The sequence below is a fragment of the Neolewinella aurantiaca genome (assembly GCF_008014675.1).
GTDB lineage: Bacteria > Bacteroidota > Bacteroidia > Chitinophagales > Saprospiraceae > Neolewinella > Neolewinella aurantiaca.
Genome location: NZ_VOXD01000001.1, coordinates 40,603 through 54,345 on the forward strand (window position 1 = coordinate 40,603; position 13,743 = coordinate 54,345).

The 13,743-nt window shown below is 53.9% G+C and carries 10 protein-coding genes; 7 read left to right on the plus strand and 3 right to left on the minus strand.

The genetic code is table 11. From position 1 onward, the window contains the following. Positions 1 to 83: 83 nt before the first annotated feature. The 4 genes from FUA23_RS00165 to FUA23_RS00180 all read left to right on the plus strand — a co-directional run bounded on the left by FUA23_RS00165 (position 84) and on the right by FUA23_RS00180 (position 6,403). Positions 84 to 1,040: a hypothetical protein gene (locus tag FUA23_RS00165; RefSeq protein WP_147928673.1), complete on the plus strand. Its 957-nt coding sequence runs from the start codon at positions 84 to 86 to the stop codon at positions 1,038 to 1,040. Positions 1,041 to 1,127: 87 nt separating this feature from the next. Then, positions 1,128 to 2,318 carry a hypothetical protein gene (locus tag FUA23_RS00170; RefSeq protein ID WP_147928674.1) on the plus strand — a complete coding sequence of 397 codons (1,191 nt, stop codon included), beginning with the start codon at positions 1,128 to 1,130 and terminating at the stop codon, positions 2,316 to 2,318. A 132-nt stretch (positions 2,319 to 2,450) separates the two neighbouring features. Then, entirely contained in the window at positions 2,451 to 3,848 is a 1,398-nt protein-coding gene (locus FUA23_RS00175) for a Gfo/Idh/MocA family protein (RefSeq protein WP_147928877.1), read from the plus strand. A gap of 266 nt (positions 3,849 to 4,114) precedes the next feature. Continuing rightward, the gene (locus tag FUA23_RS00180) at positions 4,115 to 6,403 is read left to right on the plus strand and encodes a TonB-dependent receptor (RefSeq protein ID WP_147928675.1); all 2,289 of its coding nucleotides are present in this window, start codon (positions 4,115 to 4,117) and stop codon (positions 6,401 to 6,403) included. 266 nt (positions 6,404 to 6,669) lie between these two features. Here the strand turns inward: FUA23_RS00180 and FUA23_RS00185 are convergent, their stop codons facing one another. After that, positions 6,670 to 8,310 carry a S41 family peptidase gene (locus FUA23_RS00185; RefSeq protein ID WP_147928676.1) on the minus strand — a complete coding sequence of 547 codons (1,641 nt, stop codon included), beginning with the start codon at positions 8,308 to 8,310 and terminating at the stop codon, positions 6,670 to 6,672. A 226-nt stretch (positions 8,311 to 8,536) separates the two neighbouring features. Between FUA23_RS00185 and FUA23_RS00190 the strand changes: the two genes are divergently transcribed. Continuing rightward, the gene (locus FUA23_RS00190; RefSeq protein WP_147928677.1) at positions 8,537 to 9,724 is read left to right on the plus strand and encodes a hypothetical protein; all 1,188 of its coding nucleotides are present in this window, start codon (positions 8,537 to 8,539) and stop codon (positions 9,722 to 9,724) included. 190 nt (positions 9,725 to 9,914) lie between these two features. Here the strand turns inward: FUA23_RS00190 and FUA23_RS00195 are convergent, their stop codons facing one another. After that, complete coding sequence (locus tag FUA23_RS00195; RefSeq protein WP_147928678.1) at positions 9,915 to 10,844, minus strand: hydroxypyruvate isomerase family protein; 930 nt, start codon at positions 10,842 to 10,844, stop codon at positions 9,915 to 9,917. Between the two features lie 276 nt (positions 10,845 to 11,120). Between FUA23_RS00195 and FUA23_RS00200 the strand changes: the two genes are divergently transcribed. Beyond that, a complete protein-coding gene (locus FUA23_RS00200) occupies positions 11,121 to 12,494 on the plus strand; it encodes a vanadium-dependent haloperoxidase (RefSeq protein WP_147928679.1) in 1,374 nt (457 codons plus the stop codon). A 75-nt stretch (positions 12,495 to 12,569) separates the two neighbouring features. After that, a complete protein-coding gene (locus FUA23_RS00205) occupies positions 12,570 to 12,833 on the plus strand; it encodes a hypothetical protein (protein WP_147928680.1) in 264 nt (87 codons plus the stop codon). 166 nt (positions 12,834 to 12,999) lie between these two features. On the opposite strand, the gene FUA23_RS00210 is transcribed toward FUA23_RS00205, so the two are convergent. Next, positions 13,000 to 13,626, minus strand: a complete 627-nt coding sequence (locus FUA23_RS00210) for a porin family protein (protein WP_147928681.1) — start codon at positions 13,624 to 13,626, stop codon at positions 13,000 to 13,002. Positions 13,627 to 13,743: the final 117 nt, after the last annotated feature.

The following is a 13,743-nucleotide window of genomic DNA, read 5'->3' on the forward strand; positions in this document are numbered from 1 at the left end:
ATGGCTTTGTCTGTCGTCTTCGTTGTTTTGCTTTGGAACCCGGTCTCCGCCTAACGTTGATTCAGAACAAATACCCTTTACCTATGCCCCGATTATTAACCCTGCTTTTCTTATCCCTTCTTTGCACCTGCGTTTTCGCCCAAACAGACGCCGGATCAACCGGAATTCCACGCGGCTCCGCGAGTCTGCTCGTCGAATTCGGAGACGGGACCTGGGAGCTTTCACTTTCCAGCAGTACGCGTTTCCAGAAATATCGGTACGTAACCCAGGCGAACTATGACCGGAGACCGGCTGTGTTTAAGAACTATACCATCGTGCCGGGCACCGACCGCTTCGACCTGAGAATGGTCCACGACCTGCTCGATGAACTGAGACGGGAAGGATGGCAAATTACCGCAACCAACTACAACCGCTCTCAGTCGGCAAACGAAATGGGAACCTCTTACCGTGAAAGCATTTTCTATCATTTCTCAGTACCTGTTCTTCCGGAAAATCCGGAAGACGGAAAGGCCGACGACGAAGTCCTCCTTGAGGTGAGCGTAGCCGAGCGCGATAACCTGTTGCTGCGCGGAAGAATGAGCAAGTCGGCCTCAGGGGAGGCGACCCTCGTAATGGAACGAATGACGAACGATGGCTGGAAAGCTTTCTACACCCTCGGCAGCGAGAGTATGCTGACCGATGAACTCGTTCCCCGCATCGAAGAAATAAATGCCTCAAAGGACAAGCTGAGTTTTCGCGTTGCGATGGCCAACGGCAGGTACGATTACCACTTCGACCGGAAAGTGAACGATGAGTATTATTTCACCGGTCTTCGCTTTGAGAGCTCTGAAGTCTGCGGGTTGTTTCAGTACGACCTGAAACTGTCGAACGCCATCGACGCTCAGTTGAACGGGTTTTACCGGCCAGCGTCCTGCGATGCCGCAGAAAAAGCCAAAATCGTATATGGGCGTTATGAAGTGTTGCGGACGAGCCTGAAAGATTTTCAGCCCGGAGCGCAACGTATTGAGCTGAAAAAACCGGAACAAACTATCTTTTATTGATCTTTGGGGGGCAAACATCGGGCCAAAGACTCCGTTAAGGGAACTGGCTGCCGAACAGTAAAGCGTGTCAACCAATACCCCCCCATAATGATCAAGGACCTCCGCCGTAAATTCAATGCTGATTTCACTGAAGCTAATTATACCGCCATGTTGGAATGGCTGAGCAATCAGTACAATCACCGACCTAACTTCCACGTCGCCGAAACGCCGGTGTTCATCCCCGATACGCTGAAACGCGATTTGCTGACTGCCTGTGACGACATCCTTGCGGTCGTTACCCGCGAAGATTTTGCGGAGCGTTCCCGTGCCGCCATCCCTCCCGGAGAATTCGTGCCCGGGCAAAACGAACACCCCCTGTTCATGCAGTTCGACTTTGGGATTTGCGAAGGGGAGGATGGCGGAATTGCTCCGCAGCTGATCGAGTGCCAGGGGTTTCCATCGCTGTACTTTTTCCAGTTTCTGCTCAACCGCAGCTACCGGAAGTTCTATCCGATCCCCGATGATCGTACGTGCCTGTTTGGCGGGATTGACGAAGAAGAATACCTCCGCATTTTTCGGAAAGCCATCCTCGGAGATCACGCTCCGGAAAACGTAATTCTGCTGGAGGTAGACCCCGTAGGCCAGAACACCAGAATTGACTTCATCGTCTGCTGCGCAGAACTTGGCATTGCGGAAGTCTGCATCAGTGACGTAGAGCTCGAGAACGGTAAACTATACCACCGGATCGATGGCGAACGACATGAGGTGAAGCGGATTTACAACCGGGTGATCTTCGATGAGCTCAAACTTCGTACGGACCTGAAGCGCACCTTCAACATGATCGAGGAGGTGGACGTAGAGTGGGCCGGCCACCCGAACTGGTTCTTTCTCTTGAGTAAGTACACCCTGCCGATGATCGACAGCAAGTTTGTGCCCGATACCCGCTTCCTGCATGAAGTGACCGAACTGCCGGACAACCTTGAAGATTACGTCCTGAAACCACTTTACAGTTTTGCCGGGGCCGGAGTAGACCTGCACCCCACGGCTCAAAAAATCGCCGCCATTGAGCAGCCTGAGCACTTCATCCTGCAGAAAAAAGTGAATTACCTGCCATTGGTAGAAACCCTGGATGACCCGGCACGGGTAGAAATCCGGATGATGTTCGTCTGGCCCGAAGACGAAGAACGGCCCCGTCTGGTCAACAATCTCGTTCGTCTCTCGAAGGGAGAAATGATCGGCGTGAAGTACAATAAGGATAAGACCTGGGTGGGAGGCTCCATTGGGTACTTTAAAGCGTAGTAATGCTCCTTCGTTTTCTTCGTCAACTTCTGCACGCCTAGTGTACTGAGGCTAATCCGGTATTGTCATTTACATGGCAAAGCGCCTTTGGGATATAACTCTATCTTGCGTTTTCACCAAAGCAACCGTAAGATGAAGCCCACCAGCCGCCGAAACTTTCTTAAGAAATCATCCCTCTCCGGAGCCGCACTCGTCGCCGGAGGACTATTGTCGGACTGCACGGCGGCCAAACAGGTGCCCGCCCGCGAAGGCGAATACATGGGCGACTACGCCGCCCCGCCCATTCCCGACCTGCGCGCCGCCTTCATCGGCGTAGGCGCCCGGGGTGGCTACCACCTGAAGTTTCTCGCCGGCCTGCCCAATACCCGGGTGGTCGCCATCAGCGACCTGTACGAAGACAATGTGATGAAATGGAAAAAGGTCGCCGAAGAGGTAGGGAAGGGGACCCGCCATCAGGAAATAGAGACCTACTACGGTGGTGAAAACCGCTGGAAAGCGATGCTGGCCGAAGTGAAGCCCGACGTTGTCTTCATCGCCACCAACTGGGCCAACCATGCCCCGATGGCGATTGCGGCGATGGAAGGCGGTGCCCATGCATTCGTTGAAGTTCCCATCGCGGTAACCATCGATGAAATGTGGGCAATGGTGAATACCTCCGAGCGGACCCGTAAGCACTGCATGATGATGGAAAACGTGAACTACAGCCGCGACGAGCTGATGTTCCTCAACATGGTTAGACAGGGCGTGATCGGAGAGCCGCTGCACGCCGAGGCGGCTTACATCCACGAACTACGGTTCCAGATGGAAGAGCAGGAGCGGGGCACCGGATCCTGGCGAACCCATCATTACGCCAACCGCAACGGAAACCTGTACCCAACCCACGGCCTCGGGCCCGTGGCGCAGTACATGAACATTGGCCGGACCGACGATAACTTTCAGAGCATTGTGTCTTATTCCACCCCGGCCCGTGGACGCCAGCTGTACGCGGAAAAAAATTACGCAGCCGACCACAAATGGAACAAACTCGATTACAAAGGCGGCGACCTCAATACCTCCATCATCAAAACGGCGCTCGGCCGGACGATCATGGTGCAGTGGGATGAAACCAGCCCCCGCCCGTACAGCCGACACAACCTTATTCAGGGGACAAGAGGCTGCCTGGCCGGCTTCCCGACCCGTGTTGCGCTCGAAGGCGGGGTGCCGGGTGCCACCGATAGCCACCACAGCTGGGCGCAGGGCGAGCAACTCGCCGAATTGCGCGACAAATACGATCATCCGCTTTACAAACGACTCGTCGCGGCAGCCGAAGGATCAGGACACGGTGGCATGGATGGCATCATGATGTACCGGATCGTAGAGTGCCTGCAAAAAGGATTGCCGCTCGACCAAAACGTGTACGAAGGGTGCCTCTGGAGTGCCGTCGCTCCATTGTCGGAAGCTTCGGTTGCTAACGGAGGAGCTCCCCAGGAGTTTCCGGATTTCACCCGGGGCAATTGGCGAAGCACCAGCCCGTTGGCCATCATCGCATAAGTGGGAATCCGGTCCCTGGTAGCCAAAAAACGGATTGTAACAATATCCGGGGCGCGGCCGCAGGTGCAGGGCGGGTAATCAGCACAGGATAAAAAGGAAAATACTGCAAAGCAGTATCCGAATAAGCCTGTGAGAAATTAAATGTTAGAATAGACTAACTTTTATTTTAGGAGAATGTATCTTTGTCGCGAGGGAGTTGCCGGTTGAAAGTTCAACCAGCCCGAGAACCCATTTTTGCACCCGCGTTCGCGCCAAAAAACACATCAATGCGTTTTGTTTTTTTACTCATTCAGCTTTTTCTTTTTAATGTTTTGATTGCTCAGTCGGCAACGATCACAGGTCGGATCATTGACGGAGAAGGCGACACCGTTCCCTTTGCCTCTGTTGGTGTTCCCGCCGAGGGCGTGGGCGTACTGGCGAACGAAGACGGTGATTTCCTTCTGGAGAATCTCCGGGCCGGGCGTGTGGAACTGATTGTTTCGGCACTTGGGTTTGCGCAGCAAACCATATCTGTCGAACTCGCTGCAGACATAACCGAAAGGGTAGAGGTAGTGCTGGTGGCCACGGGAGAAACCATAGAGGAGGTAGTCGTTACCGGTACGATGAAAGCAGTTAGCCGAACCAACAGTCCGGTTCCGGTGGAGGTGTACACCGCAAATTTTTTCCGCTCCAACCCGACGCCGAGCGTATTCGAAAGCCTGCAAACCGTCAATGGTGTCCGGCCACAACTCAACTGTGCGGTTTGCAATACCGGCGATATTCACATCAACGGTCTTGAAGGCCCGTATACCATGGTACTCATCGACGGTATGCCTATCGTTTCGGGCCTGAGCACGGTTTACGGGCTCACGGGCATTCCGCAAAGCCTGATTGACAGGATTGAAGTAGTGAAAGGGCCCGCATCGACGCTCTACGGATCAGAAGCAGTAGGTGGGCTTATCAACGTAATTACCAAAAATCCGGACAATGCACCAGCGTTCTCTGCTGATGTGATGGCATCTGGCTGGGGCGAACTGAACACCGACCTTGGGTTCAAGGCAACCGTTGGTGGCAAAGCTCATTCTCTGCTGGGCGTCAACTATTTTCGTTACCAAAACCCGATTGACAACAACGGAGACGGTTTTACGGATCTGACACTGCAGGACCGCATCTCCGTCTTCAATAAATGGTCTTTTGACCGCGCGGAGGGTAGGGTGTTTACCATTGCCGGTCGCTATGTATACGAAGATCGCTTTGGCGGGCAGTTAAACTGGGACCGGGCCCTGCATAGGGGAGGAAATGAGGTGTACGGCGAAAGCATTTACACCAACCGCTGGGAGGCATTCGGCACTTACCAGCTCCCCGTCAGGGATAGGGTGATGTTTCAGTTTTCGGCCAATGGCCACGACCAGAATTCGGTCTACGGAGAAACCTTCTACGATGCCACTCAGTATGTTGGCTTCGGTCAGTTGAGTTGGAATAAAACCTTATTTGGCAGCCACGATGTATTGCTCGGCGCTTCTTACCGCTATACCTGGTACGACGATAATACACCGGTGACGGCTGGTTTTGGGGATGACATCGGTACCAACAAACCATCGCTCATTCACCTGCCTGGTGCCTTCCTTCAGGACGAAATTCGTCTTGGCAGCCGCGATGTACTACTCCTCGGCCTGCGGTACGATTACAATTCGCTGCACGGCAGCATCGTTACGCCGCGCCTCAACTACAAATGGAACTCGAAGAGCTCGAAGGATGTGGTACGCCTGAGCATTGGCAACGGCTACCGGGTCGCCAACGTGTTCACCGAAGACCACGCAGCACTCTCGGGAGCGCGTGATGTTATCTTCGAAGACGAACTTCTGCCTGAAACCAGTTGGAACGCAAACCTGAATTACACTAAAAAAATATTTTCGCACAGCGGGACCGTTCTCAGTCTCGATGGGTCGGCCTTCTATACCTACTTCACTAACCGGATTCTGCCGGATTACGAAACGAACCCTAACGCTATCATCTACGCTAACCTCGACGGCTCAGCGGTGTCTCGTGGCTTCAGTTTAAGCTCCGATGTGAGCTTCCGGAAAGGTACCAACCTCAATGTGGGGCTTACCGTTCAGGATGTCTACACCGACGAGGATGGTGTCAAAGAGCGGCAATTACTGACCGAGTCGGTCTCCGGCGTATGGCGTTTGAGTGTTCCTCTGCTTCGCTACCAAATGAAGATTGATTATACGGGCAACGTCTACGGCCCGATGGACCTGCCGCTACTCGGCGAACTGGATGAGCGCCCGGCTCAATCGCCATGGTTCTCGACTCAGAATCTGCAACTCTCTAAGACTTTCCTCAATGGCATGGAGATGTACGGAGGGGTGAAAAACCTGCTGAATTATACGCCTCCGGCGAACAGTATCGCCCGGGCCTTCGATCCTTTTGACCGTGAGGTCGAATTCGACGCTGAGGGCCAGGCGTTGGCTACGCCCGGTAACCCGCAGGCGCTCACGTTCGACCCCACGTACGTTTATGCTTCCAACCAGGGACGCAGGTTTTTCGTTGGCTGGCGCTGGGCGCTGAAGTAGCCCCGGCCGATGCACTCTCCGGGCGCGATTTTACACAGTAGATTGTTAGAGTTCGGTCCTCAAAACACGTATCGTCTGTGCGCAAAGAGCTACTTCCAAATGTTTTTCCTCGTTAGATTATTTGGGGGTACCGCAGATGGCTTTCTGCTTTCTGAACTTCGAAGGTGACATTAATCGAAGATTCCATATGCTGTGGTTGTCGAACTACAAACTCGCTGCTGCAGGCAGCTCCTGCCGCTCGCACGCGGAGCATGCTTCGACCAGACTTACTCTTGCTCCGTTCCCGGCCGCGCGGCAATCATCACGTCTGGTTCTTCCATTAACCGCAGCGCTTCGAGTACCACAGGGTCTTCTTCGTTGAGGACCTGAAAGAAAGCAGAGTTGTCGAACAACTGACGCGCCAACCGGGCGCGGAAGAACAGGGCGAGCTCTGGGCGGAGGCGGGCCGGCAGGGGGCCGATCCCCTCGTCGTAATCCTGAAGTGCGCGCTTGGTTAGTTCGGGGATGACGTCATCCAGTTGCAGGCGGTAACCGGCAAGAAAGTCTTCCAGAGTTTCGTACTGCTTGAGAGATGGGTTCTCCCGGATGTACTGGAACAGGTAAGCCGGAACCTGCTGCCGGAGACGAAGGAAAGTCTCGTTGTTGAGGGAAGTATCGAGCGGGACGAAGTAATCGGGCGTGATGCCTCCACCACCAAAGACGGCGTGGCCGGAGTTGGTGTAGTAAATTTCTGAACTATCCTGAACTGCTTCAGAGCCGCCGGTTAGTTCTCCGTTATTGAACCGCCGGTTGAGGTCGGAGCGGTAGTCGTCTTCTCCATCTTCATAAGAGCGTTGGATACTGCGCCCTGAGGGCGTATAGTAGCGCGCAACCGTTAGCCGGAGAGCTGAGCCATCGCTGAGTGGGTATTGTTCCTGCACCAAACCTTTACCGAAACTACGGCGGCCGACAACAATGCCGCGGTCCCGGTCCTGAACTGCTCCTGCAATGATTTCACTGGCGCTGGCGGAGCCTTCGTCAATCAAAACAGCAACGTTCTGAATGTTGTAGAACGCGCGGCCGTTGGTTTTGTATTCCACCCGGCGGGAGTTGCGTCCTTCGGTGTACACCAGCAGTTGCCCTTTCTGAGGAAACAACTGACTGAGGATCTTGGTGGCCTGCTGGAGGTAGCCCCCGGGGTTGTCGCGCAGGTCAATGACGAGGTTGCGGGTACCGCCGTTCTCCATATTTTCTTCCAGAGCTTTCACGAATTCATCGTAGGTCGTTGCGCTGAAGCGGTTGATTTTGACGTAGCTGGTAGATTCGTTGAGGTTGTAAGCGGCGTCTACGCTGTATACGGGAATTGGCCCGCGGGTGATGTTGAATCCGATCAGTTCGGGCTCGCCGGGGCGGCGCACGGTGATGTTTACGTCGGTATTGCTGACGCCCCGCATCAGACTGGCGGGGTCGATGCCGTGCTCGTTCACGCCCGTTACGAGGCTGTCCTCCACCATGAGGATCTGATCTCCGGACTGAAGGCCGGCCACGGAACTTGGTCCGTCGGGCAAAACGGATACCACGGTTATGGTGTCGTCGACAACCAGAAATTCAATGCCTATCCCTTCAAAGTTTCCCTCCATGGATTCAGTAAGGGCCAGCAACTCATCCGCCGGGATGTAGCTGCTGTGCGGATCCAGTTCGGAGAGTACTGCCTCGATGGCTACCTCGTGGAGGTTGTCGGTGTCAGCATCATCAACATAACGGGCTTCGATGAAACGAAGCAGTTCTTCCACGCGTCCTCCTCCGGAGGAATCCGTGCCGGTAGCGATCAGGGGAGCACTGCTTTGCAAGCGGTAACCGATAAACAAGCCGATCGCGAGCGTAAGGGCGAAGAGCAGCGGGGTCCAGATGTTGGTAGGTTTTGCCATGGGGGAAGGGTTGGCGCGAAGGTAGGGAAATTGTATATTAGTCTTTTGTCGGCGGGGCGGCGGCTGAGCGAGGCCTGCACTTCAACCAAACCAGGTACCTGCGCGCCGCGCCCGGATAGAGGAACGCTTCACCCGCAAGAGTGTTGGATTTTGAAGCATAACTTTACCATAACACAGCCCGAGACCCAAAAATACTATGTTTGCATAGTGATCAACCCATTGCTTTATGAGAAACCTGATTTACTTGCTCTTGATGGGGCTGTTTTGCCTGACTACCGTTTCCTGCGGACCTAAAGTACAAACCCTGGTGGACCAGGGGAACTACGATGAAACCATTCAGGTGGCCAAACGAAAACTTGTCGGAGAACGGAACAAAAGCCCAAAATACGTGGCTGCCTTAGAAACGGCCTTCAACAAAGCTAACGACGAAGACCTCACCAGGGCACGCCGTATAGAAACCAGCGGAAACCCAGATTGGAAGCAGATTCATAGCTATTACCGAAGCATAAGAAACCGGGCCGACGAAGTGAGGCCCCTCACGCCGCTGATAGATAAGGATGGCCATCAGGCCGTGTTGCGGTTCGTGGAAGTCAACAGCCAGTTGAACGATGCAGCGGGCAAAGCCGCTGAGCAAATGTACCTCGAAGGCGAGCGGCTACTCGAACTCGGCCGGCAGGGCGATAAAGCCGCCGCGCGCGAAGCCTACGAGACTTTTGAGGGCATTGCGTACTACCGCCAGGGCTACAAAGGCGCCAACCTCTACATGACTGAAGCCGAAGAGCTGGGCATGCTCTACATCACCGTCGAGATGCGCAACGAAAGCGGAGCCTACCTTCCTGCCGGTTTCGAAGAAGCTCTTTTCCGCATCAACGCCGTAAATATGGAGGACCGTTGGCGGAAATTCGAAACCACCCGCAAACCCGACCGGCAGTACGATTACGTAGCCCGGATCATCATGCGCAACATCGATGTGAGCCCCGAGCGCAGCAGCGAACGGCAGTACACCGACGAAAAAGAAATAACGGACGGCACTGAGTACGTGCTCGACGAAAATGGCAACGTCGCAAAAGACAGTCTGGGCAATGACATTACCCAACCCAAAGAAGTAATTGTCCGCGCCGATGTGATCGAGGTGCTGCAAACTAAAGTGGCGTCCGTAACTGCCGGCTTCGAGCTTTACGACGTTCGCAACCGCCGCATAGTCGATCAGGGAGAACTGACCGCTCAGGCAAATTTCGAAAACTACGCTTCGACTTTTCAGGGAGACCGCCGTGCACTCAGCTCCGCTTCGGCCCGAAACATCGGTAACCGCCCGGTGGAATTCCCCTCCAACGAACAACTCATCCTCGATGCCGCAGAAGTGCTCAAGGATGTCCTGAGCGAGCAAATTGCAACCAGCTATAAACTGATTTAGCTTTGCGTAAGGCCGGGTAGAATGTAGTGCGTGGAATGTAGTAGGTAGTGCTGTGCGGATATCCGGTTCAGCAGCACTACCTAATCAGGCAATCGGACGAGTCAGAGTTAAACAACATGGTCGTTATGATCGTAGCCTCCAACGTGTGGCAGCCACTACCAACTACCTTCTACACTCTACCCACTACCTACTACCGAGCGTCCACTTTTCGGTAAGCCTCCATCACAGCCAGTTCTCCTGCTTTACCGTCCATGCTGTTTCCGTGTTCCATTCCGTAGATGCCAGTAAAGCCTTTGCTGTGAATGTGCGCAAGTACACGTTCGTAATTGATTTCCCCCGTTGTTGGTTCTTTGCGGCCGGGATTGTCGCCGATCTGGTAATAAGCGATCTCGTCCCACGCAGCATCGATATTGGGGATCAGGTTGCCTTCCTGAATTTGCTGGTGGTAGATATCGAACAGAATTTTACAGGCCGGACTGTCGACAGCCTTACACAAAGCGTAAGCCTGCGCCGCCTTGGTCAGGAAAAGGCCGGGGTGGTTGCGGTAATTCAGGGGCTCGAGTACGATGGTGAGGCCGTGCGGCTCCAGAATGGCAGCACCCTGTTTAAGGGTTTCCATAACGTTGGCGAATTGGTAAAAGGGTTCGAGGCGCAGGTCGGTGAAGCCGGGGACGACAGTCATCCATTTGGCGTTGCAGCGTTTGGCAACCTCGACGGAGTCGCGGATGCTTTGCAGGAATTCTTCGCGGTGAATACCGGCGCCGAGCACGAGGGTAGGTTCTTTCCAGTTGATTTTGTTAGCCACGAACACGCCCATTCGCATGTTGTTTTTGGCGAGCAGATCTCCGATTTGAGCTTGTAGTTCCGGCGTCCGGTTGAGCATGCCGTTGTCTTCCCAGGCCGTAAAGCCCTGGTCGGCGGCCCACTGAATCTGATCAAGGATGTCTGCTCCTGCGTGCGCCTTAAACATGCCTGCGTGCGGAGCAAAGGCCAGTTTGAAGGGCTCGGCAGCAGGTGCCGTGGAAGGTTTAGGAGCATTGGCTGTCGTAGCACAAGCGGAGACCTCTGCTGCCAGGAGAGGTAGGGCGGCGGTAAGGCGGAGGGCGTTTCGACGTTGCATGATTTTTTATTGATCAAGATAAGCAATTGCTGTTCGGCAGCCTTCAGGCTGCGCTTTTTCCGGGCTTTAGCCCGTAGGGTGTTCTTACCGGTCAGATCACGCTGAGGCATGATGAACAGTACTCTAAATGGGTGTTGAAAAACATCAAGACTTCGTAAACCTGAAAATGATGATCTCCCGCCCCGGCCTCACCCTCCCGGGCAATGGCTTATCTTTGCCTGATCGAAAGAGAGCGCTCTCAACCATTCAATCGGAAATAAAAACTGTCTCAGAACTATGAAGATACTAAGTCGAATCTGTTCACTGCTTGTTCTTACAGGCTTGTTTCTCTCCTGCGGAGAAGAAGTAAATCCCAACTTTCAGGAAGAAGTAGCCCAGCCGGAGTTTTACCACCGCTCGGTGAAGAAACTGACCGATGTGATCGTTCACGACATCTTCAGCCCGCCGCAGGCGGGCCGTATTTACGCTTACTCCAGCATCGCGGGCTACGAAGCGTTCGCTGCCGGAGACCCAGGCCTGAATACCCTCGCTGGTCAGATTCCTCACCTCCAGCCGTTACCTCAGCCCGCAGATGTGTCGGGCGATGTTGAGATCGCTTACCCCATCGCCGCCGTCGCTGCCCAACTCAAAGTTGGCAAGAGCCTCATCTTCAGCGAAGAAAAGATCGAAGCTTTCGAGGACGAGATCTTCAAAGAATTCGCCGCCATCAAAGTCCCGGCCGCCACCCTGCAGGCTTCCATCGATTACGGCCACGCTGTGGCCGATCACGTCATTAAATGGTACGACGGCGATACCTACAAGCAGTCGCGTACCTTCCCCAAGTATTCGATTTCCGCCGATCCCAGCAAGTGGCAACCTACTCCTCCGGATTATATGGATGGCATCGAGCCCAGCTGGTCCAAAATCCGCCCTTTCGCCCTCGATCGCTCCGATCAGTTCAAGCCGCTTCCCCCAACCAAATACAGCGAAGAGAAGGGGAGTGACTGGTGGACTGAAGTCGAGGAAGTCTACAACGCACTCAAAACTGAAGATGATTCAGAACGGGAAGAGCGAACCGCAATCGCCCAGTTTTGGGACTGTAACCCTTACGTGAGCCACCACGTAGGCCACGTAATGTTTGCCACTAAGAAGATTACGCCTGGTGGCCACTGGATCAATATCGCCGCTATCGCTGCCCGTAAAGCCGGTGCTGATTTTAAAACCACCACCCACGCCTACGCAATGACCAGTATGGCGATGCACGATGGCTTTATCAGTTGCTGGGATGAGAAGTACCGCTCGAGCCTTGTTCGTCCGGAAACCTTCATCAACCGTCACCTCGACGAAGACTGGCGCCCGCTGCTCCAAACACCTCCCTTCCCCGAGCACACCTCAGGGCACAGTGTCGTGAGCCGCGCCTGCGCCGTCGTCCTGACCGACATCTTTGGTGATGACTTCGCCTTCACTGATGACTCTGAAGTAGAGTACGACCTGCCGGAGCGCAGTTACAACAGTTTCCTGGAGGCTAGTGAGGAAGCCGCCCTCAGCCGACTGTACGGTGGCATTCATTACCGCCCTGCTATCGATTACGGCGTAACGCAGGGAGAAGCTGTCGGCAAACACCTGCTCAGCCGGGTACAGCCACGGGCAAACCTGACCAAAAAGAAGTAACCGCCTTTTATTCTCCCGAAACTTCAGGCTGTGCAGCAGTATGTGGTTGCCTGATTATACGATAGTGACCTCTGTATGAATACAATCCTGATGATTCTCGGCCAGGTGATTATCTATGGCTTGCTGCTCTTATTCGATGAGTATGCAGGGTTTATGCTGGCAGTCATTCTGGGAAGCATAGCCTTTTTTGTGTGGCTTATCAGTTACATCGTGGAATGGATTCAGCCGAGCCGGGTAACCCATAACTATTATGGTTTTGTATTGTCCTGCTGGGTAGGCCCACTAATTGCGTTGCTGGGCTTTATAGCGCTGAGAGGGGAGGTAGGCTGGTTATCCTGAACAGAATTTGCGGATTGTATCGTGCCAAAAGAACAAGTGCCCTGCCGAGATAATCGACAGGGCACCGGCATGTAGGGAAAGATCAATCGAATAACACAAGCATGGAATTGGTTTCGTTACCGTTGACAGGCTTGTGGTTCGCTTCTAAGCCCTGAGTCCTTTGATCTTATTGTCCGATCGGAAGGCGGACACCAGCGTTGATGCCGATGGAATTCCATTTAGCCTTTACATCGTTACCTTCCTCCTCATTTAAGGAGCTGAGACCAAGCATGTAACGCGCCTCAACGAAGAAATTTTTCGCAAAAGTGACACCGCCAACGCCCGCGAGGCTGAGGTAAGTTCGGTTGAAACCGTCTTCGTCATCAAATTCGATGTCTTCCTTTACACCACCAAATTCAGATGTACCACTGAGGGCATATCCGAGGACGGGGCCGGCTCCGATGTAAACACCGATGGACTCATTGTCTACGAGTTGGTATTTAGCCAGGACGCCCAGGTCGATGTAGTTGATGGTCGCTTCGCTGTCCAGGTCTGGGCCGAAAAAGTCTTCGGAATACTTGTAGCCCCGGCCCAGGTAGCTTACTTCGGGGGAGAGGAGGAGGCGGTCTGCTACCGGTAGGTCGAAAAATGCGCCAAACATGAGCTTGACTTTGGCGTCGTAAGTAATGGAAATACCATCGGATTCGAACTTGAGGCTGGAGGAGTTGGCGCCAGCTCGGAGGCCGATGCTTTGCGCTGAAAGGCTGCCTAAAGTGCAGGCGAGCGCGAAAAAGAGGATGGAGAGGATACGCATTTGTTTGGGTTTTAAGGCGTTTAAATATGGTGCTAAATTATAGCAATTCTGGCGTATGTCCAAACTAATCTTCAGGGATAACTTTTAATTAGTAATTTGCCCACGTCTGCCTCCCTG